General features: G+C 69.9%; 17 protein-coding genes and 2 pseudogenes. 7 read left to right on the top strand and 12 right to left on the bottom strand.

The features are described from left to right. The first annotated feature begins 5 nt into the window (after positions 1-5). Positions 6-602, top strand: a complete 597-nt coding sequence (locus AB0I52_RS19445) for a hypothetical protein (protein ID WP_363074138.1) — start codon at positions 6-8, stop codon at positions 600-602. A 252-nt stretch (positions 603-854) separates the two neighbouring features. On the opposite strand, the pseudogene AB0I52_RS19440 reads toward AB0I52_RS19445, so the two are convergent. The 4 genes and pseudogenes from AB0I52_RS19440 to AB0I52_RS19425 form a co-directional block, all read right to left on the bottom strand. Further along, positions 855-1,061: pseudogene (locus AB0I52_RS19440) on the bottom strand (Gfo/Idh/MocA family oxidoreductase); the annotation flags it as partial. Between the two features lie 13 nt (positions 1,062-1,074). After that, positions 1,075-1,881, bottom strand: a complete 807-nt coding sequence (locus tag AB0I52_RS19435; RefSeq protein WP_363074136.1) for a carbohydrate ABC transporter permease — start codon at positions 1,879-1,881, stop codon at positions 1,075-1,077. Between the two features lies 1 nt (position 1,882). After that, complete coding sequence (locus tag AB0I52_RS19430) at positions 1,883-2,089, bottom strand: hypothetical protein (RefSeq protein ID WP_363074134.1); 207 nt, start codon at positions 2,087-2,089, stop codon at positions 1,883-1,885. 46 nt (positions 2,090-2,135) lie between these two features. Further along, a pseudogene (locus AB0I52_RS19425) lies at positions 2,136-2,243 on the bottom strand (substrate-binding domain-containing protein); the annotation flags it as partial. A 65-nt stretch (positions 2,244-2,308) separates the two neighbouring features. Here AB0I52_RS19425 and AB0I52_RS19420 point away from each other — a divergent pair. Further along, entirely contained in the window at positions 2,309-2,590 is a 282-nt protein-coding gene (locus AB0I52_RS19420; RefSeq protein ID WP_363074132.1) for a hypothetical protein, read from the top strand. A gap of 60 nt (positions 2,591-2,650) precedes the next feature. Here AB0I52_RS19420 and AB0I52_RS19415 read toward each other — a convergent pair whose 3' ends face one another. Next, positions 2,651-3,148, bottom strand: a complete 498-nt coding sequence (locus AB0I52_RS19415; RefSeq protein ID WP_363074130.1) for a DinB family protein — start codon at positions 3,146-3,148, stop codon at positions 2,651-2,653. 206 nt (positions 3,149-3,354) lie between these two features. Here AB0I52_RS19415 and AB0I52_RS19410 point away from each other — a divergent pair, with 206 nt between their 5' ends. Further along, the gene (locus AB0I52_RS19410) at positions 3,355-4,137 is read left to right on the top strand and encodes a polysaccharide deacetylase family protein (protein WP_363074128.1); all 783 of its coding nucleotides are present in this window, start codon (positions 3,355-3,357) and stop codon (positions 4,135-4,137) included. An 82-nt stretch (positions 4,138-4,219) separates the two neighbouring features. Here AB0I52_RS19410 and AB0I52_RS19405 read toward each other — a convergent pair whose 3' ends face one another. After that, positions 4,220-4,606 carry a DUF4259 domain-containing protein gene (locus AB0I52_RS19405; protein WP_363074284.1) on the bottom strand — a complete coding sequence of 129 codons (387 nt, stop codon included), beginning with the start codon at positions 4,604-4,606 and terminating at the stop codon, positions 4,220-4,222. Between the two features lie 325 nt (positions 4,607-4,931). Here AB0I52_RS19405 and AB0I52_RS19400 point away from each other — a divergent pair, with 325 nt between their 5' ends. Further along, positions 4,932-5,918: a hypothetical protein gene (locus AB0I52_RS19400; protein ID WP_363074126.1), complete on the top strand. Its 987-nt coding sequence runs from the start codon at positions 4,932-4,934 to the stop codon at positions 5,916-5,918. Here AB0I52_RS19400 and AB0I52_RS19395 read toward each other — a convergent pair. Then, positions 5,892-6,830: an alpha/beta fold hydrolase gene (locus AB0I52_RS19395; protein WP_363074124.1), complete on the bottom strand. Its 939-nt coding sequence runs from the start codon at positions 6,828-6,830 to the stop codon at positions 5,892-5,894. The two genes, AB0I52_RS19400 and AB0I52_RS19395, sit on opposite strands and share 27 nt — an antisense overlap. 115 nt (positions 6,831-6,945) lie before the next feature. Here AB0I52_RS19395 and AB0I52_RS19390 point away from each other — a divergent pair, with 115 nt between their 5' ends. Further along, positions 6,946-7,581, top strand: a complete 636-nt coding sequence (locus tag AB0I52_RS19390; RefSeq protein WP_363074122.1) for a TetR/AcrR family transcriptional regulator — start codon at positions 6,946-6,948, stop codon at positions 7,579-7,581. A gap of 309 nt (positions 7,582-7,890) precedes the next feature. Here AB0I52_RS19390 and AB0I52_RS19385 read toward each other — a convergent pair whose 3' ends face one another. Next, positions 7,891-11,211 (bottom strand): tetratricopeptide repeat protein, encoded by a 3,321-nt coding sequence (locus AB0I52_RS19385; protein WP_363074120.1) that lies wholly within the window; start codon positions 11,209-11,211, stop codon positions 7,891-7,893. A gap of 181 nt (positions 11,212-11,392) precedes the next feature. On the opposite strand from AB0I52_RS19385, the gene AB0I52_RS19380 reads away from it, so the two are divergent. Further along, entirely contained in the window at positions 11,393-13,510 is a 2,118-nt protein-coding gene (locus AB0I52_RS19380; protein WP_363074118.1) for a tetratricopeptide repeat protein, read from the top strand. Positions 13,511-13,586: 76 nt separating this feature from the next. Here the strand turns inward: AB0I52_RS19380 and AB0I52_RS19375 are convergent, their stop codons facing one another. From AB0I52_RS19375 to AB0I52_RS19360, 4 genes are all read right to left on the bottom strand, one after another. After that, a complete protein-coding gene (locus tag AB0I52_RS19375) occupies positions 13,587-14,084 on the bottom strand; it encodes a hypothetical protein (protein WP_363074116.1) in 498 nt (165 codons plus the stop codon). After that, entirely contained in the window at positions 14,081-15,250 is a 1,170-nt protein-coding gene (locus AB0I52_RS19370) for a hypothetical protein (RefSeq protein WP_363074282.1), read from the bottom strand. The genes AB0I52_RS19375 and AB0I52_RS19370 overlap by 4 nt, the downstream gene beginning before the upstream one ends. Before the next feature lie 298 nt (positions 15,251-15,548). Further along, complete coding sequence (locus tag AB0I52_RS19365) at positions 15,549-16,970, bottom strand: hypothetical protein (RefSeq protein WP_363074114.1); 1,422 nt, start codon at positions 16,968-16,970, stop codon at positions 15,549-15,551. Positions 16,971-17,347: 377 nt separating this feature from the next. Next, positions 17,348-18,244: an SGNH/GDSL hydrolase family protein gene (locus AB0I52_RS19360; RefSeq protein WP_363074112.1), complete on the bottom strand. Its 897-nt coding sequence runs from the start codon at positions 18,242-18,244 to the stop codon at positions 17,348-17,350. An 808-nt stretch (positions 18,245-19,052) separates the two neighbouring features. Here AB0I52_RS19360 and AB0I52_RS19355 point away from each other — a divergent pair. After that, on the top strand, positions 19,053-19,652 hold the full coding sequence (locus AB0I52_RS19355; RefSeq protein WP_363074110.1) for a hypothetical protein: 600 nt from the start codon (positions 19,053-19,055) through the stop codon (positions 19,650-19,652). The last annotated feature ends 692 nt before the right edge of the window (positions 19,653-20,344 follow it).

Raw genomic sequence — 20,344 nt, 5'->3', positions numbered from 1 at the left:
TGCCCATGGGGTCACCGGCCGGCCGCGTCCTGCCGGACCTCGACAGGGAGTGGACCGCCCGCTGGGGCGAGACGCTTCCGGTGGGTCACTTTCTGCCGGGCGCCTGCCCGGACCGGTGGGTGCGATTCCACAGCCTGCCGGAGTCCAGGCGCTACGCCACCGACGAGGACGAGTACGAGATCCTCCTCGGACGGCACCACACCCTCCTCGCCGGCCTCGGCGCGCCCCGGGAGCTCATCGCGATCACCTGCGGGTGGAGTGGTGACCCGTCACCCGCCGGACGGGAACCGGACCTGGAGCGCGTGGCTCCGGGCGAACACTGGCAGACCGTGCTGGAGGACCCGGCCGAGGAGCCGGAGTACCGCGTGTACACGCACCTCTACGCGGGCGTGCTGGCGAACCGGCGGGCATCGCTGGACCCCTTGCTGCGTGAGATCGCGGACGACGGGACGGCGGGGGTCATCCTCGCGCCGAGGAGCCTCAGGTGGCTGGTCCACCCGTACGACGGCGGCATCGACGTGATCACCGCGACCCCTGCCGAACGGGACGCGTTGCGCTCGGACCACGCGGACTGGCTCTCCGCCCACCCAGGGGGCCGGTAGCACCGGGCGTGCGGCGGTCGTGTCAGGGGACGGGACCGGAGCGCCGGGCCGCTTGAACAGGTGTCTTCGGTGCCGGTTGGGCGGGTGCGGTGGGTGCGGGTCGCCGGGCTCCGCGGGGCCGCGGGCACGGGCCGCTCCGGCTTCTGGACAACCTGGCGTGCCGCGCCGCCGGCTCGGTCGGCGCAATCGGCGGGGTTGCGCGGTACCCCAGGGCCCGAGCCCGGCGCCCGTACCCGGCCGCACGACGGCGGCGTCGGCGAGCCTGGGCCGGGCGGCGAGCGCGGCCCAGTCCTGGAAGACGTTGGCCTCCGGGATGCCGAACTCCTCGGCGAGGGCACGCCGTCGGACGGGGTCGGGGTCGGCCACGGCGGAGACGGTCGCCAGGCCCTCGGAGACTGCGATGCGCGCGTACGAGGCCCCCCGGGCCCCGGCGCCGACGATCGCCAGAGTGACGGTCACGGAAAAGTCCTCATTACTTGACGGCACCCTGGAGGATGCCCTTGATGAAGTGGCGCTGGAAGAAGAGGTAGAGCAGGACGATCGGCGTGATCACGATGATCGTGCCGGCGGACAGCAGCGGGATGTTCTGGCCGAACTGCTGGACGAACTTGCCGAGTCCGGACGGCGCGGTGCGCATCGCCGGATCCTGGATCAGGACCAGCGCGAGCAGGAACTGGTTCCAGGACCACATGAAATACAGCAGGCCGAGCGTGGTGAGCGCCGGTCCCGCGGTCGGCAGCAGCACCTTGGTCAGCGTCCGCCAGCTGCCCGCGCCGTCGACCGCCGCGGCCTCGGTGAGCTCCTGCGGCAGGGACTCGAAGTGGGTGCGCATCCAGTAGACGCCGAAGGGCATGAACAGACCGATGAGCGGCAGGATCACCGCCCAGTAGGTGTTCAGCAGGCCGACGGACCGCAGGTCGTAGTAGAGCGGGATGACGATCGCCTCGTACGGCAGCGCCATGCCCAGCATCAGGATCGCGAACAGCGGTCCCTTGACGCGCAGCCGCATGGCCGCCAGGCCGTATCCGGCGAGCGTCGCGAGGATCAGGGCGATCGGTACGACTCCGAGCGCGATCACGGCACTCGACTTCAGCAGCGAGCCGAAGCCCGCGGTGGTCCAGGCGGTGGCGAAGTTCCCCCACTGGGGATCGGACGGCCATGTCAGCCCCGGTGACAGCTCCGTCTGGGGCTGGAGGGCGGCGCTGAAGAGCGCGAGGAAGGGGAAGAGAACCGACGCGGCGGCCAGGATCAGGACGAGCCGGGGCAGGTGCTTGGACATTTCATCGCTCCCGGGTGAGCCTGTTCAGGACGTACATGACCGCGCAGGTGAGTACGGACAGCACGGTGGCGAGCGCGCAGGCGGTGCCCACCCGGCCCGCGGTGAAGACGAGTTGGTAGACCTGGACGCCGGGGACCATGGTCGAGTAGCCGGGTCCGCCGCCCGTCATGACGTACACGACGTCGAAGCCCGCGAGGGCGGCGATCACCGTGACGGTGCAGGCGACGCCGATCCGCGGGCATGAAGCCGGCCTTGAACTGCGCGGCGGACGCCTCGGGCGAGTGCAGGAAGTCCAGGAAGGCCGCAGCCGCGTCGGGGTGCTCGGAACGGGTGGAGACGGCGTACGCGACGGACGTGCCGATGGCGGTGGCGTGCTCACCGGGGAAGGCGAAGAACCCGGCGTCCTTGCCCAGCTTCGCGCCCCTCGATGACGTCCGCCGCGCTCACCGGCGTCCGGCCCGAACGGCACGCGGTCGCCGGCGCGGTGAATGTCGTGGCACAGCAGATCGGCGCCAGCGTCGGAGTGGCGGTCATGGTCCTGGTCGCGGCGACCGGCGACGACCGGCTCACCGGCTACCACCTCGCCTACCTCGTGGCCGGCATCGCCTGTGCGCTGGGGGCGGTGTCCATCGCCGTGGTGCGGCGGGCACCGGACGCGAAACAGACACCCGGGACGCAGACCGTCATGACGGCGCAGCCCGAGGACTGAGGGTCGTCACGCGGACCAGGGCTTCCCGGACGCGGCGCTCGCCCGGCGGGCCATCAGCCCTTAGTTGATGCCCGTACTGCCGTCGATGCTCTCCCGGATGATGTCGGCGTGTCCGGCGTGCCGGGCGGTCTCCTCGATCATGTGGAGCAGGACCCACCGCAGGTTCCGGTCCATGAGGTCGGCCCGGCCGCACGGGGCGTCCAGCTCCAGGCCCGCGGTGATCTCCCGCGCGATGGCCGCCTGCTCCTCGAAGCAGGCCGTCCAGTGCTGCACCGTGTCCTGCTCGCCGACACGGAAGTCCTCGGCGTCCCGGTCCTCCGCCTCGGGCCACTCACCGGGGAGTACCCGCCCCGCGACGATGACCTGGAACCACCGGCGCTCCCAGAGGGCGGAGTGCTTGAGCAGGCCCAGCAGGGAGAGAGAGCTCACCGTCGGTGTCACGCGGGCATCCGCGTCGGAGACACCCTCGAGCTTCCGGAGCAGATCGGCGCGTTGCTTGTCGAGGAACCCGCAGAGGGCTTCCCGCTCGGTGGATATCGAGAACTGATCGGCAGTCATGGCGCGGACGGTACCGGACGACCGATCCGGTCCGGCGGGCCTGCGCGACCGGCGGCACCCCGCCCGTCCCTGTCGCGGAACTCCTCCCAATGTCGCCGCCCCCCTGCAGATTTGTCCGCGATCGGTAACCGAGGGATCTTGTGGGGGCGTTCGTGTGTCTTGATGGGTGCACGGCATCGGCGGAGACGACAAAGGGGCGGGCGGACATGGCGAAGCACAAGGGAAGGGGATGGCACAGCCGGCTTCTGGCGGCGGCACTCGGAGTGACGGCGCTGGCCGCCGCGACCTCGGTGTGGACCGCGCAGGCCGAGACCGCCGGAGGGCGGCAGCCGCAGGCGCACGTCTCCTCGCCGGACGGCCGGGCCCAGGACGGGAAGGCGGCCAAGGTGGCGGAGGACATCGCGCACGCCTCGGACCGCGGTGCCAAGGGCGTCAACATCACCATCGACGACGGACCGGACCCGACCTGGACGCCGCAGGTCCTGCAACTGCTGAAGGACAGCGGTGTGAAGGCCACGTTCTGCATGGTGGGCACGCAGGCCCAGGCGTACCCGGACCTGGTCAAGGCGGTCGTGGCGGGCGGCCACCGGCTGTGCAACCACACCGTTTCGCACGACACCGCCATGGACACCAAGTCCGAGGCCTACCAGTCCCAGCAGATCCTGGACGCCGAACGCATGATCACCAAGGCGTCCGGTGGCGTCCGGCCGCAGTACTACCGGGCCCCGGGCGGCGCCTTCACCCCGTACAGCCGACACCTCGCCGCGTCCCGGGGGATGCGTCCGCTGGGCTGGAACGTCGACACCAAGGACTTCGAGCATCCCGGTGTGGACACCATGGTCGCCACCGTCAAGAGCGAGATCTCCAACGGGCCGACCGTCCTCTTCCACGACGCGGGCGGGGACCGCTCGCAGACCTTGGCCGCTCTGCGCCAGGTACTGCCCTGGCTGAGGCAGCAGGGGTACTCCTTCGGCTTCCCCGTGCGGTGATCGAGGCTCTCGGAGGAGGCCGTCGCCCGGACCGTCCGGGCCTCGAAGCGCGACTGAACCGGGCCGGGCCGTCTCAGGAGGCCTACTCGGCTGCTGCTGCCGCCGCTGTGGCCGACGCCTCGGCCAGGTGCTCGAACGTCTCGTTGAGTACCGCCCTGCGTTCGTCCTTGTACGCGGGCTTCGGCCCCAGGCCGTCGATCGTCCGCTCCCACACCGCCAGGAACGTCTTCTGCCAGGTCCGGATCACCTCGGGCGACGGGAGAGTCGCGCCCACCCATCCCTGCCGGTTCAGGAGGAGCAGCAGCTCCAGGTTGCAGGGGACGGTCACACCCCAGTACTCGTCCGGTTCGAGCTCCACCGGATCGCCGGCCATCGCCTCCGTCACCTCGGTCACCAGCCGGCCGGCCAGCTCCGCGAGATGGTCCGCCGCCGTGTCGCTGTCGAAGTTGCCCGCGCCCCACGTGCCCACTGTTCCGCCTCCGCCGTCGCGTTGTGCGTTCTCGTTTCCGTCCGTCATCACAGCAGAGGGCACTGACATCCGGGGCCGGCGCGGGCCTGGTGGAGGGCTTCGTAGTCGGCCGGGCCGAACCACGTGGTGCGGCCTCCCGCGTGTCCGGTGGTGCGCAGCGCGCCGATTGCCCGTCGTTGACGGCGTGTCTTCTGAGCGGCGACGGAAAGGGCGACCTGCCGGCGCGCGACCGCAAGGGTGACGTGTACCGCTACACGTCCACCGGCACCCCGCGTCCTTGCCAGGGAGGCAGGAACGGATCCGGAACGTACAGAAGGCTCGCCCCATGACGCGCACCACACGGCACGACCGCACGGCGACACCGACGAGTGACGGCCCGCAACGCGGCGTCACCGCAACCACGTTCGCCGTCCTGCGGCGGCATCGAGGCACGCTGGGCGGTGCGACGATTCGCGTCGTCGGCCTGTCCGGACTGGCCGCGCTCCTGATGACGACCGCGATATTCGCGCTCGCCTGGCCCCTCTTCACGCGTATGCGCAACCAACGCATCTGGTACCACCACGTCGAGGACCCCTACCTGCACGACCCCACCGGCCTGGCACTGGTCGCCCTCTGGACGCTCCCGCTCTTCCTGCTCGTCCTCGGCACCGGCAGCGCCGCTCTGCAGGCCGTGTGCTCCCGAGCAGTCGCGGCAGGGGCTGATGAAGAGCCCTCGGAGGGGGACCCGCCACGGGCCGCGCTCTCCGCGCAGCTGCGACCGGTGCTCGCCGTGTATGCGTTGCGCGGCCTGATCGTATGGCCCCTGCCGCTGCTCGCCGGAGTCGTGGCGCACCGTCTCACCGGCTACCAGCTCGACACCCCGGAGCCTCTGGAACGCGGATCGTGGGCGTACACACTCGTCGCGGCCTCCCCCGTGGCCGCCGCATGCGCCGCTGTGCTGCTGCGCCTGGCGCTCACCCTCGCCCCGGCCGCCGCGGCCGATGGCCTCGGCGCCCGCGCGGCCCTGCGCCGATCCTGGTCGCTGACGTGGACGCGTGCCGGAGCGGCCCGCGTCCTCGCCCTCGCACTGCCGCTGACCGTGCTCGCCGCGGGGATGCTCCGGCTGGTGGTGCAACTCGCCCTGCCGCTGCGCCCCCTCGTACGCGACCTCCTCGAACAGGCCACGGGCAACTTCTTCGCCGCGTATTACGCCGGCATCCTCGCCCCCGTGCTCATCGGCATCCTGGTCACCGCGGCGGTGGTCTGCCCCCTCAGCTGCACGGCGTTCGCGGTCCTCCACGACCGGCTACGGTCGCCCGGCACCACTTCTTAGGGAGTCGACGTCCTCCATGAAGCTGAGCATCCGGCCGTTGACCAGGCCGGGGTGGTCGAGCTGCGGTACGTGGCCGGTCGCCGCGACGATTTCGGCGCGGGCGCCGGGGAGGACACGCGGTACGCGCTCCAGTTGCCGCTTCGGGTGCACGAGCAGGCTGCGCCTGCCCATGACGAGGTAGAACGGCGTCCGGATCGAGCCCAGTTCCTCGTCCGACAGCGGCAGCGGGGCGGGGCGGCGTATCCGGAAGGCACGGACGCTCGCCCGGACCATCGCACGCAGTTCGGGAACGACGAGTACCGGCTGTTCCAGCCAGGAGGCGAGGCGCGGGCGCAGTGGCTCGGGGGCGAAGGTCGCGAACAGGCCGGCGAAGATCCACACGAAGAAGCGCAGGCCCACTTTCTCCAGGCCGCCGGGGTCGAGGGCGGTGACAGAGGCGATCCGGCCGGGGCGCAGGTGCGCCTGGTTGATGACCAGCCAGCCTCCGTAGGAGGAGCCGACGAGATGGACCCGGTGGAGGCCGAGCGCGTCGAGGGCCTCGTCCATCCACCGGGCCGCGTGCTCGGGCTGCCACATGGGTTCGCGGTGGACACTGCGGCCGGGGTCGCCGGGGGTGTCGAGCGCGTAGACGGGGCGTTCGGCGCTGAGCGCGGGGGTGTTGGGGTACCACTGGGCCGAGCAGCCGCCCGCACCGTGGATCAATACCACGGGTGTACGGGACTCGGCGACGGGGTCCGCGGGGCCATACCGGTAGACGTGCGTGGTGCCGAAGCTCGTCTCCACGTCCGTCTCGGAGCGGGCGGGCGCGCCCCTCGCGTAGAGCGCGTCGCAGGCGGTGAAGTAGCGGTCGCGCAGGGTGTCGTTGACGTAGTGGCCGACGTCGCGGCGTGGACGGGCCGTGGTGTCGGGCACGGTGGCACCTCCTGGGAGATCCGTTCTTCGTGATACGACCGTACCATGATGGTGATACGGCGGTACCATGAAAAGAGCCCACTGACCCAGCACCGACCGGCGGAGACGCGAGAACATGCCGAAGCGCGTGGACCACGAGGAACGGCGCGACCAGATCGCCGAGGCGCTCATCCGGGTCGCGGGGCGGCGCGGACTGCACGCTGTCGGCATGCGGGACGTGGCTGCCGAGGCCGGCGTGTCACTCCGGCTCGTGCAGTACTACTTCGAGACCAAGGAGAAACTGCTCTTCTACGGGCTCCGGCACCTGACCGACCGCTTCACCGCACGGGTGGCTGCCCGCCTCCACGCCGCCGGTACGGACCCGGGCCCGCGCGCGACGATCGAGGCGCTGCTGCTGGCCTCCCTTCCGACCGACGAGGAGGGTCGCACCTTCCACCTCCTGTACAGCTCCTACGCGATCCTGTCCGTGACCGACGAGGCGCTTGCCGCCCAGCCCTTCGTCGACGAACCCGATGCCGCGGAGGACGCCCTGACCGGGCTGCTCGAACAGGCCCAGGCCTCGGGCCTGGCCGATCCCGGTGTCGCCGCGCGTACGGAGGTGATCAGCCTGCTCGCCATGACGGCGACTATGGGCACCAGCATCCTCGTGGGCCAGCGAAGTCCGGAGTCGGCCCTCGCGGTACTCGGTCACCATCTGGACCGGATCTTCCTGACCGCCGAGGCGTCGGTGGACTCGGCCGGCCGGGGCTGACGCACCGTCAAGATGCCTCTGGGCAACCAAAAAGGCCCAGGTCGCCGACCTGAGCCTTCCTTCAGGAGCTGGTACGTTCCGGCCGCTGTCGCGCCCGGAACGGGGTGGGCTGCCTCAGATCATGATGCAGCCGAGTGCCGCCGTGATGGCCGGCACCGCCTGTACTGCCGCGACGGTCAGGCAGGCGACGGTGGCGGCCGTCAGGATTTTGCTCACGGATGATGGTCCTTCCGGGTGATCGTTAAGCCGAAAGGCTACACCAAATCAAACGCGCCCGAATATTTACGGATTCGAGTTCGACGTCTGTCTCTATTCGTCGTAGACTACGGAACGGGCATGCGAGCCATCGTCGCGTATTTGTTCGATGTCATTCAGGCGGCGACTGATTCTACGCGCATCGACATTGTCTCGATGTCGAATTAATTCGAACGCCTGCCGCAATGTCATGCGCGCTTCATTGATATCCCCCGCTGCGAGTCGCACCTCCGCCAGCAGCGTCCGCGCGGCGGTCTCCTCGTCGACGTCGTGCATGCGGGCGGCGATGGTCACCGCTGCTCGCAACCGGTCCGTCGCGACGGCCAGACGGCCTTCGGCCAAGTCCGCCCGCCCGAGGCGGCGCAGGGCCTGGACCTCCTGGTGGGCCGTTCCCATGTCCTGTGCGATCTTCAGTGCTTCGAGGAGGTGCCGGCCGGATTCCTCGGCACTCCCCAGCCGCCAGTACGCCTCGCCGATCCCGACCAGGGCCTCTGCCTGGCTCTTCCGGTCACCGAGCGACCGGAACTCGGACAGAGCAGTCCTGAACATGACAAGTGCCGCTGTGGACTCACCCGCCTCCGTCAGGGCTTCGGCCAGATTGCTGCGTACAGTCGCGCGGTCGTACCGGCTTCCGTCGACTTCCAGAAATGACAGGGATTCCTCGAACGAACGACGGGCCGAAATCAATTCACCCGCCTGCATCTGTAATTCTCCCATGTTGTTGAGCGTCTTGGCGGCTGCGGTCTTGTCGGCCGCGTCTCGGAATCCGAATAGCGCGGCGCGGAAATGCACGAGCGCCCGAGCGCGTTCCCCGAGGAGCAGCATGGTCACTCCTATATTGTTTCGGCTGCGCGCCTTGTCCCAGATGTCGCCCGAGAGCGACTTGATGGCGAGGGATTTTTGCAGCAGGACGAGAGCCTTGCGATTCTCGCCGAGATGCCAGTTCAGCGTGCCGAGAACGCGTAGTGCCTCGGCCTCGGCGGGTCCGTCGCCCAGGGCCCGCGCGAGTTCCAGCGCCCGTTCCCCCGCCTCCGCGGCCTCCGCGTAGTCCCCGAGGCTCGCGTCCGCCGCGCAGAGGTCGATGAGGGCATGGCAGAGCGCCGGCTCGTTGTCGCCCGTTCGGTCCCAGTGGGCGACGGCGTGCCTCAGGAGCTTCTTGGCGTCCTGCCAATAGCACTCCGCCTGAAGGAACCCCGCCAGTGCGCAGGCGAGTTGGGCGGCGAGCGCGGGGTCGTCGTTGCGGCGGACGTGGTCTTCGACGGCCAGGAGGTTGGCGCGTTCCGCGGCCAGCCAGGACCGTGCGGCGGCGGCGTCCGGCAGGGACGGCCGAGGCGTCGGCAGGAGCGGCGTCGGTGAGGCCGGCCGTATGCGCCGGAGATATGCCAATCGATCCGCGAGAACGGCTGTCGTGACGTAGAAATCCGTCAGGCGGGCGAGGGCCTGACGGCGTTCCTGCACACTGTCCTCCGAGTTGGATAGACCGTGGGCATATTCATGCAGCAGGTCGTGGTAGCGATATCGGTCCGGTACGGGCTCCCTGAGCAGGTGACACGCCAGTAGACCTTCGAGTAATCGCTCCGTCGTGTCCGGGGGCAGACCCAGCAGGGCGGCTGCCGCGTCGGCGGTGAAATCGGGTCCGGGATACAGCCCGAGACAGCGGAACGCGGTCCGTTGCTGCGCGGTGAGAGTCCGGTAGGAGAGAGCGAACGCCCGTGTCATCTCCTGTTCCTGATCCGCGGTGCGAATTTCCGCCAGCCGTCGGGGACTTCGGGCGAGGCGCTCGGCGAGGACGCCCAGCGTCCAGGACGTACGGGCCCGGAACCGGTGCGCCACCAGTTCGATCGCGAGGGGGAGATACCCGCACAGACCCACGATCCGCGCGGTCTCCACGATGTCGCGGGTGCGTTCCTCTCCCGCGAAGCCGCGGAAGAGCGTGATGGCGTCCTCCTTCGACAGGACGTCGAGCGGGACCGACAGCGCCTGCGGGATACCGGTCAGGTGCCGGCGGCTGGCGATGATCGTCAGGGACGGTGACCCGCTCGGCAGCAGCGGGCCGACCTGTTCGGGTCCGGTCGCGTCGTCCAGGATGATGACCACGCGGCGCTCGGCCAGCATGGTCCGCCACAGGGCCGTACGCCCCTCCAGCTCCGCCGGAATGGAGAAGGCCGGCGCACCGAGCAGCCTCAGCAGAGTGGCCAGCGCCGCCCTCGCGGTCAGGGGTTCCTGGGCGGGGGAATGCCCGTGCAAATCGATATATAACTGCCCGTCCGGGTACCTTTCGGCGAGCAGGAGGGCGGCGGTGACAGCCACCGCGGTCTTCCCTACGCCGGCCATTCCGGTGACCGCTTCCACGGCGACGACCGATCCGCCCTGCGCCCCTTTGTCGACGATCATCGAGGTCAGGGCCCGTAACTCCGACCGGCGCCCCACGAGCGACGGCTGCTGGGGGAGATTGCGGCGCGGCGGCACATCGGGCGGGAGCCCGGCGGGCGCGGGCGCCTCGGACTCGGGCGGCTCAGGCGCGGGCGCCTCGGACTCCGGTGCCTCGGGCACGGGCACCGGGGGAGCACCGGCAGCAGTCGCGAGCGGACCGGCCGTTCGCCTCGTGCCACCGCCCCCGTGCGCCAGCTCACGTGCCGGTGCGCGGGCCAGCACGCCCTCGTGGATCATGTTCAACTCGACGCCGGGGAGGGCCCCGTACTCTGCCATCAGCGACTGGCGGGCCCGCTGGTGGACTCGGAGCGCGTCCGCGTACCGTCCGCTGCCGTAGTACGCGAGCATCAACTGCCCCAGCAGGGTCTCGTCCCCGGGGTACCGCTCGACCAGCGCGGACAGCTCGCCGATCTGTTCGGCGAAGCGCCCCAGCCTCAGTCCGGCCGCGATGCGGGACGCGCTGGCGCTCAGTCGTGTCTCGGCGAGCGTCCGCCGTACGGTCGCCGCCCAGAACCCGGGCAGCCCCGCCAGCGCCTCGCCCTGCCACAACTCCTCCGCGCGGGAGAGAAGTTCCACCGTCCGTGCGTCACCGTCACTGGTGAACGCCGAATCGACGAAGTGCTGGAAGCGCTGCCGGTCCACGGAGTCACGCGCGGTCCGCAGGGTGTAGGTGTGTGCTCTGCCGACGATGGTCGGTGCGCCCGGCCCGGTACCGGCCACCCGCAGGCGTCGGCGGATACGCGAGACATAGGTGTGCGCGTTCTCGCGGGCGCGTGCGGGAGGGTCGCCGTCCCAGAGCCGTTCCATCAGCTGGCCGATCGCGACAGGACGGCCCACATCAAGAGCGAGCGCGGCCAGTAACACCCGCTCTTTGTCCGATCCGAGCGTCAGCCAGTGCCCGTTCAGCCGCAGCCCCACCGGTCCGAGAATCTGGAATTCCACCAGCGCCCCCGCTGGTCCGTCGGATGGCCCACGAGCATGACATCACGCGGGCAATACCGCCATACACCGTTGCCATACTTGGCGCGATCCGTTCTTATTCCTGATGGTCATTCCAAGGCGCGCCGGGGTAGGACTCGAAAGAGTTCGCACAATGGGCAATCGATCTGCGGGGGGCGGACAGATGAGTGATTCGAGTGCGGTCCCGCAAGGGCCTCATGGGAATGAGATCAGCGGCGAGGCCAGGCTGTACGGTCCCACCGTCCAGGCCCGTGAGGTGCACGGCGGCATTCATCTCCACCCCGCGCCCGCGGCGCCCACGCGGCCCCCGCCACCGCGCCAACTGCTGCCCGTCCCCGCCCACTTCACCGACCGGGAGCGGGATCTCGCGTCGCTCGACGGCCTTCGCGGCACGGGGTCGCCGCTGATCGTCGTCAGCGGTCCGGCCGGAATCGGCAAGACGACCCTGGTGTCCAAATGGCTCCGTTCGCTGAGCACCGAATTCCCGGACGGGCAGCTGTACGCGGACCTGCGTGGACACTCGGCGGGCGGACCGGTGGGGCCCGCGGAGATCCTCGGCCAGTTCCTGCGGGCGCTCGGCTCGGGGCCGCCGTCCACGGACGCGGTCGAACTGGCCTCCATGTGGCGGTCCCTCACCGCCGACCGGCGGATAGCGATCATGCTGGACAACTCGTTCACGGCCGCCCAGATCCGGCCCTTGCTGCTCGGCGGGCCGGGCGGCCTCGTCGTCGTCACCAGCCGCCGCAGGCTGACCGGCCTGCGTATGCAGGGAGCGGGCTTTCACCAGCTCGACGCGCTCGGTACGGCCGCCGGTGTCGAACTGCTCACCCGTGGGATCGGCGCGGACCGCGTCGCGGGCGAACTCTCGTCGGTCCACCGCCTGGTGGCCCTCTGCGCGGGCCTCCCGCTCGCGGTCTGTCTGGCGTCCGCCCGGCTCGCGACCCGGCCGAGACAGTCGGTCGGGTCGCTTGCCGACGCCCTCGCCAGGAACGCGGGCGGTGGCCGGCTGGCCGCGCTCGAAGTGGAAGGGGAGACCTCGGTGCGCAAGGCGCTGGACGCGTCGTACGCGGTGCTGAGCACCGGTGCCGCGCGCCTGTACAGGACGCTCGGTCTGCTGCCCGTGCGTACCTTCGACGCGGTGACCGCCGCGGCGTCCTGCGGTGAGTCGCTGGACTGGGCGGAGCGCCGGCTGGACGAGCTGGTCGAGGCGAATCTCGTGGAGGACGTCGGCCCGGAGAGCTGCCGCTTCCATGACCTCTTACGGATCCACGCGCACGACCGCGCCCTGGAGGACGACACCGGCGCCGCCCGCGAGGAGGCGCTGCGGCGATTCTGCGACTGGAGCCTGTACACGGCGACGGCGGCTCAGGAGCGCCTGACCCCCGTGCAGTTCACGCTCCCCAGAACCTACGCTCACCCGCCCGATCTCCCGCTGCCGTTCGCCGACGACGTCGCCGCGCTCGGCTGGCTCGACTCCCATCGGACGCAGCTGCTGGGTGCGGTACGGCTCGCGGCGGACAGCGGCTGGTACGACACGAGTTGGATGCTCGTGGACGCCCTGTGGCCCCTCTTCTTACGACTGCGCCACTATGCCGACTGGATCGAGGCCCACGAGATCGGCCTGGAGGCTGCCCGGCAGGCCGGGAACAAGACGGCCGAGCGCCAGATGCTCAACTCCGGGGCCATCGGCCTGGGCGCCGCCGGCCGCACCGAGGAAGCCGTCGCCTGGTACCGGGACTCCCTGCGGGCCGCGCGCGAGGCCGGTGACGTACGGGACGAGGGCCAGGCTCTGCTGGGCCTCGGCGCGTGCCATCGCGAGGCCGGGCTGCCCGCCGATGCCGTGACCTACCTGAACCGGGCGATATCCGTGTGGGAGGGCTGCGGTTACCCGCGAGGCGCGGCCCTCGCCCGTACCACTCTCGGTGAGATCGCCCTCGCGACGGGGGCCCCGGACGAGGCGGCCGACTGCTTCAGCCGGGCCCATGCCGCGATGGTGGCGGTGAACGACCCGCACGACGCCGCGCGGGCCCTCGCCCTGCTGGGGCGCGCCGGTGTCCGGGCGGGCGCGTACGCGGAGGGCGTGGCGAGGATGAACGAGGCCCTGGCGGTCTTCACCGGGTCCGGAGCGGCCTTCTGGCAGGCGCGCACCCTGGAGATGCTGGGGGAGAGCGCCGCGGAGCACGGTGACGCGACGGTGGCGGAGGATTTCCTCGCGCGGGCCCTCGCCCTGTTCGACACCACGAGCCCCGCCGACGCGCTCCGGCTCCGCGGGGGCGGGTGATCCGGCGAGGTGGGACCGGGGGACCGGGCCGTGGTCGACGGCCCGGTCCCGGGTGGGTGATGAGGATGTGTGCAGCTCAGCCGGACGGTGCGTCGTGGGCGTACGGCCACTCCCGCAGCGAGCGCCCCGCCACCAGCCAGGCGTGCAGGCACGACGGCAGCAATGACGGATCCGCGGCGGCCTGATACGGCCGACAGGGGCCGTGCGGCACGAGGACCACGGACCGGTCGGAGCCGCCGGCCAGGGCCCAGCCGCCCGCGCCTCCGGCACCGGCACCGGCGCCGGTCAGGGGCACGGCAGCGATGCCGCAAGCCGGGTGGGCAGAAGTGAGCTCCGCCAACCGGTGCAGTGCGCCGGCGACCGAGTGCGCCCGGCTGCCCTGGAGTACATCCGCGCAGTCCAGCAGGGAGCCGTCCCGGCAGGCGTCCACGTCCACGACGAGGTGCTCGTCGATGACCGATGCCCTGTGGACACGGTCCGCAGGGCTCAGCCGCACGCTGAACGACGCGTCGGCGCACCGGGCGCGCAGCACATCCGGAAAGGGGCTCGCCTCGACCACGACGAAGCGCTTCACGCCGACGCCTCCCCGCGTCCCGGCGCCCACGCCGCCGAGGGAAGCGGCTCCGGCTCCGGCAGCGGGACGGTCACCGGCTCGTGCGCGGGCTGGCCCATCCCCAGGATCCCGTACATCAGCCTGCGCATGTTCCGGTTGAACCGGCCGGGCTCCGACGTGATGCGCGACCTGATCGCGGCCTGCTCCTCGGAACGGTACTCCCGGGCCACGTAGTCGAGTTGGTCCAGCAGCGGGTGGGTGGGGGACAGCGTCGGCGTGCGGGCGGCGAGCGTCGCGGCGGGCGACGAGGGATTGATCTCCCGCTCCGGCGAGGTGGCCAGCAGCATCGGTGCCCCGGTGAGCGTGCCGTAGAGGGTCACCGAACCGTGATCACCGATGATCCAGTCCGCCGCGATCAGGACGCTGCGCCAGTCCGCTTCGGGCGGCACGACCGCGATCCCGAGTTGACAGCACCGCGCCAGCCACGACCTGACCTGATAAGCGCCGTGCCCGGCCCACACATTGGGGTGGACGAGCAGTGCCGTACGGTAGCGCGCCGCCGGCAGCTCGCCGATCAGCCGCGGCAGCAGCGCGTCGAACCGGCCGAAGGACGAGTGCGCTCCCCAGGTCGAGACCGCGACGACGAGTTTCTGTCCTTCGGCGAGCCCGAGCGCTCGACGGTACGCGGCACGTAGCGGCAGGCTGGCGATGATCCGGTCGTGCACGGGATCACCGATCACGTGTGCCAGCGGGAGCGCCTCCGGGCAGTCGCGCGCCAGCTCGCTCAGCTCGGCGTGGTGCGGCACGACCACGGCGGCCGGCAGCCGCCCACCGGGCAGGAGATCCTGCCTGCGCAGCCCTGCGACGCCCGCGTTCGCGCCCCCGATCACCCGCTTCAGGTAGTTGGCCCCGTGCGGCAGCGTGATCAGCGGCGCGTCTATGTACTGCACGCCGCGCGGCCCGGCGGCGAGCGCGAGATCGAAGGTCATGCGGGTCGCCTGGTCCCACGGCAGCACCACGCTTCCCAGCCTCGCGAGGAAGGCGGGCACGTCGTCGCCGAAGGCGTGCGGCGGTGCCGTGAAGACGACCTGGAGCCGGAAGTCGGCCTCCAGCAGGGAAAGGACGTCGAGCAGGCGTTTCCCGTACGTCACTGTGTGGATGACCGCGAGCACCTTCTTGCGCCCCACCAGGGTCAGCCACTGCCGTGACTCAGCCGCGTCCGCCTCGATGGTGCCCGTTTCGAACCTGTTCGCCTCGGTCGTACTCGGTCCGGTCGTACTCGATCCCGTCGTACTCAACGCCGTCATGGCGTCCCCCCCGTTGACTTCTCTCCGAGTGACACGAACTGCTTCTGTCAACGGGATGCCCGGCAGGGGGGACGGAAGGCTCGACGGACCCTTGCGAGAACCTTGCAGCGTTCTGCCGGGCCCAGCCGACAGCGCTGTGGGCGCCCCGTTCGAGGGGGTTGCGGCGCTGGGGGTGCCGTCACCGGTCGTGCGTACCCACCGCGGAGGCGCTGTTCCGTAGCGCCTCCATCACCGCCCCGGCCGCCCCGCTCATGCGCCGCTCGCGGAGGTCCAGGACGGGAGCCGGGTTCGACAGGCCCCGGGATGCCAGCAGGTTCATCAGGACCCAGATCACGTCAGGGCCTCCCATGACGGGGAGTTCCCGGCCGTCGGGGGTGATGACCGTGGCCGCGGTGGTGCCGGCGAGGAGGCCCGTGCGGGCCCAGTCGACGACGAACGACCGGCCGTTCGGGGCGGCGTACAGGACGATCTCCCGGGTGCGGTGCAGGACGGCGAGGTAGCTCATCGGCACCGTCAGCCGCCGGGCGGCGTCGAACGGGGGCGTGCCGTCGGCGGGACGGATGCGCAGCACCGTGTCGAGGACCGGTCCGTGGTGCTGGAAGGTGTGTGTGGCGGTCATCTGCAGGAATCGGGCCCGCACCAGCACACCACCGCGGCGCGACCACCGGCGGCTGACGGAACCGAACCCTGCCGCCTCACCCGGAAGGCTGTCCACGAGCCACCGGGACTCCTCGCCCGGCTCGGTCACCGGCGCCCGGTCCTCGGGGGCGGCGCGGTCCTGTTCGGCCACGGCGGCGTAGCGCGCCGCGACGGCCGGGTCCAGGCGCCGCAGATCGATCGTGTCGCCGGCCATCTCGATGCCCCCGGCCTCTCGGGAGATCCGCATCTGGCGCAACTGGCGCACGGGGTGCCGGGTCACCTGGGTCAGCCGGCCGTCGAGGTCGATCACTCGGCAGGTTCTCGTGCCCGCCAGCAGGGCGCTGCGCGGCCAGAGGGGGACGACCCGTCCGGGGACCCGCGGATCGGCCGGGCCGGCAGGACGGCCCGGATCGATCAGCACGGCCAGCCGCCCAGCGGTGACCGCCGACAGGCACAAGGACGGCACCCGCCACTGGACCGTGACGTCGAACGGTCCGGAGGCCTCGGTCTCTTCGCCGTCGTGCACGCGCAGCCGCATCCTGATCAGCGGTGTGAACTCGTCGGGGGCGAGGTCGCCGCCGTAGGTGGTGAAGGTCCCACCGCCCTCGGGCTCGTAGTGCACGAGCGACGCCTCCAGGACGTCGGCCCGCACCAGCCGCGCCTGTGCCGTGCCCTGTTCCGACCGAGGGGCCCACAGCACGAAGGTGTCGTCCCCGTACGAGACGCTTCGGTCCTTCAGCCGGTCCCTGCGCGTGATCCGGGGGAATGCCCCGCGCGTGAACCGGAGGGTCATCGGAGGGATCACGGCCGAGCCGGCCCCTCCGACGGCGAACGCGATCCAAGCCCAGTCGTCGCCCGCACGCCAGGCGCCATATCCCACGAGGAGCGCGAGCGGAACCGGAAAGCAGACGATCACTGCGCAGCCGAGGTTGCCGGTCACCACACGCCCGTAGCTGCGCATGGCCCCCCTCAAGTCCGTCCCCGTGCCCCGCGGAACGAAGCATGGCGGGGGATACCCGCGGCCCCATCGTCCCGGCGCCGTGCCCCCGGCACCACCCTTCCGGGAGGACTGGTCCGCTCCGTGCGGCAGTCCGCGCGGTGAGCGCGGCCGGGCGGGGTGTGCAGTCCGGCTTCTTCGGTCACGACGAGTCGGCGTTCTGCGGTAGGAGTGTCCTGCTCCTTGAGGTCGTACTTACAGAAGGCCGGCGCCGACGTGGTGAAGGGCGTGCTCATGGCTCCGAGCCATGAGCACGCCCCCTCAGTCAGTGGAGGTGCGCCGGAAGCAGGTGCGGCGTGCTCCCATGGACGTGCACCCCGCACTCCGAAGTGTCCGGAGCCCTAGTTGCGGAGCTGGTTGAAGACGCCGTAGGCCATCGCGTACTGCCCCCACCTGTTCGGGTGCGCCGGTGCGAGCTTCGTTTCGAGGGGCTCGATCCACCGGTCCGTTTCGTTCTGGCACATGTCATGGCCGGTGGTCATCGTGTACGTGTCGGCGTACTCCGCGCCGGCGCTCTTGGCCCGGTCGGCGAGGGCTTGGTTGAGCTTCTTGTTCACATCCCGGAGGTAGGGCACGTCGCCGTCCGCGAACGGGACGCCGGGACGGCAGGCCTTGCCGTCGGCCGGAACGAGCGACGGATAACCGACCACCACGACCCGGGCCTTGGGTGCGAGGGCGTGTATGTACTGAAGGGTAACCGTGACCTTTGCCGCCGCGGAGTTGATGCGCGTGGTGATGGCATCGCTGCCGGATGCGTTGTAATGCCCCTTGCAGGGGCTGCCGGTCGGATCGCTGAAGCTGCCGACGACGCAGTTGGTGATGATCTCGGTGAACCCGATGTCATTGCCCCCGATGGTCAGCGTGACCAAATCGGTGTCGGCCGACAGGGCGCTGAGCTGGGCCGGGTTGGTGCCCTGGGCCTTGGACATCTCTGCCGTGGTGGCACCACTGCAGGTGGCGTTCTTGAAGGACTTCGCCTTCACCGCCCCCGCAATCACCGCAGGGTAGCTCTCTCCGGTGCGGTCGCAGCCGGCGTCATCCACCAGGCTGAGACCCGCACCTGAGGCGTACGAGTCGCCGAGCGCCACGTAGTTGTCGTAGGTCGGCTGGGCCGACTCGGCAGCAGACGCAGCCGGGGCCATGAAGCCACCGATGAGCCCGACGGTGGTGCCGAGCGCCGCCGCGGCCAGTGACGCGGTGCGGACGGTACTGCGGAAAGTGCGTGCGAGTTGAGTCATTGTGCCTTCAGGGAGAGGGAGTTGCCGGTTCACGGCACCGACTATGAAGGTATTCGGATGTCCCGGGTTCCCTGCCGGACAGACGAGTTCCGCTCAGTCTCAGCTCGTCTCGACCAGTGGACAGCGGCCCGTAGTCAGCGGGCAGTTGAGTAACGGGGGCCTGGCAGGACCGCACAGGGGAGGGGGGAGAGCGATCCACGCGCGCGGGCGCTGTACGAACGCCTGGGACATGGAGGCGCCGGAGGGTTCGCTGCGTCGGTACGAGACCATGGGGCCTGAGCTGCCCTGGGGTGAGCAGATCCTGTAGGTGTGCGAGTCGAGGCACGCGGACGGCCCGGCAAGACGCGGGAGGTCCAGACAGCGAACAAGCCCCCGGCCACTGGCCTGGGGCCTGTTCACGGTGCGGGTGACGAGAATCGAACCCGCGCTTCGAGCTCGGGCGTCAGAGGGGCCGCCCCGGTTCGCCCGGTCGGGTCGCGGGAATCTCACCCAGGGTGATGGGATTACAGGCGCAGCGCGATTCCGGAGACCAATGCGGGCCAGTGCACCTGTTGCCTGTTTTTTCCATTCTGCTAAGTTTGCTCGCATTCTATTTTGTGACCGATTTGATTGTCGGGAACGCCGCCGAAGCGAGTAAGTGGCCTCGTGAATCGCTTAGCACCTCCGTGCGCTTCTCGCGATTTACCTGCGACGCGAGGGGCGGGCTCTTCTGCTGTCCTCTCAGGGGGAATTGAGTGAGATCTGCGTGATCGTTTTCGTGGTAGAGTTTCAATGAATTTACAGTGCGCCACGAAAAAAGGGGAACGGCGTGAATACCGAGAAGGTCACGGCTCGACGGCTTACGGCCGAAGAGGTTTCGGAGTTGGGTCTCCAGGACGGAATCTTCGTCTCGGCAGGGGTGGATGACCTCTCTCTCGACTGTTACGCTCCTGCTTTCCTTGCGGAGCCGGGTAAGAATTTTGAGGGAGGGTCCTTTACCGCGAAGACGGTCTTCGGCGAGGAGGTCCACGTTCTTCCGGACAATGCCGAAGAGCGCGGGGTCTGGGTTGCCGACAAGGCAGGGGAAGAGATCGAGGTTCTTCAGAGTGCGGGCGTCCTCCTGAATCTCGCCCTCTTCGTGCCCGGCGGGAATCAGGAATCTCTGGAGTCGCTCTACGCCGCCGCCCGGGAGGCCTTCGGCGCGGGGATCGTTCAGCGCTGGAGCGAGGAGGTCGCTGTGGTGCCGGATGTCAAGGTCGACCTCTTCGAGGAGCCGGCCCGAGCGCGGAAGGGCACGAGCAGCCAGCTGCGTGACCGCCGCGCCTTGGACATCTACCCGACTCGAGTGCGGTTCCTGAAGCCCAGCGAGGGCTGGAAGTTCATTGTCGAACCACACAAGGAGGTCGTCGATGACACACCGACGATCTGATCCGATGGCACGTTAGCCTCGATCTTTCGCGGTAGCCCGTCAGCTTGCTGACGGGCTCTTCTCCGTTTTCCGGAGCGCGCGCCGAAGGCCGGATGTCAGCCGGGCGCCTTGATGAGGAAGAAAAACCTGTATCAACCCGGAGCGGGTCGAAAGTTAATGATCGCCGTCCGGTCGTTGGGCGAATGAACGTGGGGCATCGTTCGCGGGTAACAGCGCTGTGAGGCGAGCCGAGTGCGAACTCTCGTGGACGGCTTGTAGGCGGTGAGGAGCCCATTCATGAAGCCTCCTCGGCACAACCGCTCGTATGCCTCCAGCACGTCATTCGGTACCGGCTGCTCGATCACGAATCCCTGCTCGGGGTAGAGCAGCAGCCGTTGTAGTGCGCCTACGAGTATGCCGATCACCAAGCGAGCGTCCGGGATGGCGTCACCACGTATTCGTTCAACGTCATCGACGTGGATGCGCTGACGATCCCACCCTCCCCGGCCACGCCTCCCAACCGGATGTTCTCGCCGGTGTTGCGAGCCCGCGGTCGACGGGAACTGCCGGGGCCAGGAACACCAACCTCGATCGCTCGGAAAAGGCTGGACAGGCTGAAGCGGAAGATTTCAAGTCCAGTGAGACGGTCGTGACGCTATGAGTTTTGTGGTGCGGGGTCTCTCCGTTTGGCCGGGTCGTTGATCCAGGCCATC

This window comes from Streptomyces sp. NPDC050423, from assembly GCF_040655445.1.
Classification (GTDB): Bacteria; Actinomycetota; Actinomycetes; order Streptomycetales; family Streptomycetaceae; genus Streptomyces.
This window is presented reverse-complemented; position numbering and strand designations above follow the sequence as displayed.

Bases quoted from the DNA above. Each gene is read 5' to 3' on its own strand.
- AB0I52_RS19445 (WP_363074138.1), top strand. From the start codon at position 6: ATGGGGTCACCGGCCGGCCGCGTCCTGCCGGACCTCGACAGGGAGTGG.
- AB0I52_RS19435 (WP_363074136.1), bottom strand. From the start codon at position 1,881: ATGTCCAAGCACCTGCCCCGGCTCGTCCTGATCCTGGCCGCCGCGTCG.
- AB0I52_RS19420 (WP_363074132.1), top strand. From the start codon at position 2,309: ATGACGTCCGCCGCGCTCACCGGCGTCCGGCCCGAACGGCACGCGGTC.
- AB0I52_RS19415 (WP_363074130.1), bottom strand. From the start codon at position 3,148: ATGACTGCCGATCAGTTCTCGATATCCACCGAGCGGGAAGCCCTCTGC.
- AB0I52_RS19410 (WP_363074128.1), top strand. From the start codon at position 3,355: ATGGCGAAGCACAAGGGAAGGGGATGGCACAGCCGGCTTCTGGCGGCG.
- AB0I52_RS19400 (WP_363074126.1), top strand. From the start codon at position 4,932: ATGACGCGCACCACACGGCACGACCGCACGGCGACACCGACGAGTGAC.
- AB0I52_RS19390 (WP_363074122.1), top strand. From the start codon at position 6,946: ATGCCGAAGCGCGTGGACCACGAGGAACGGCGCGACCAGATCGCCGAG.
- AB0I52_RS19380 (WP_363074118.1), top strand. From the start codon at position 11,393: ATGAGTGATTCGAGTGCGGTCCCGCAAGGGCCTCATGGGAATGAGATC.
- AB0I52_RS19365 (WP_363074114.1), bottom strand. From the start codon at position 16,970: ATGCGCAGCTACGGGCGTGTGGTGACCGGCAACCTCGGCTGCGCAGTG.
- AB0I52_RS19360 (WP_363074112.1), bottom strand. From the start codon at position 18,244: ATGACTCAACTCGCACGCACTTTCCGCAGTACCGTCCGCACCGCGTCA.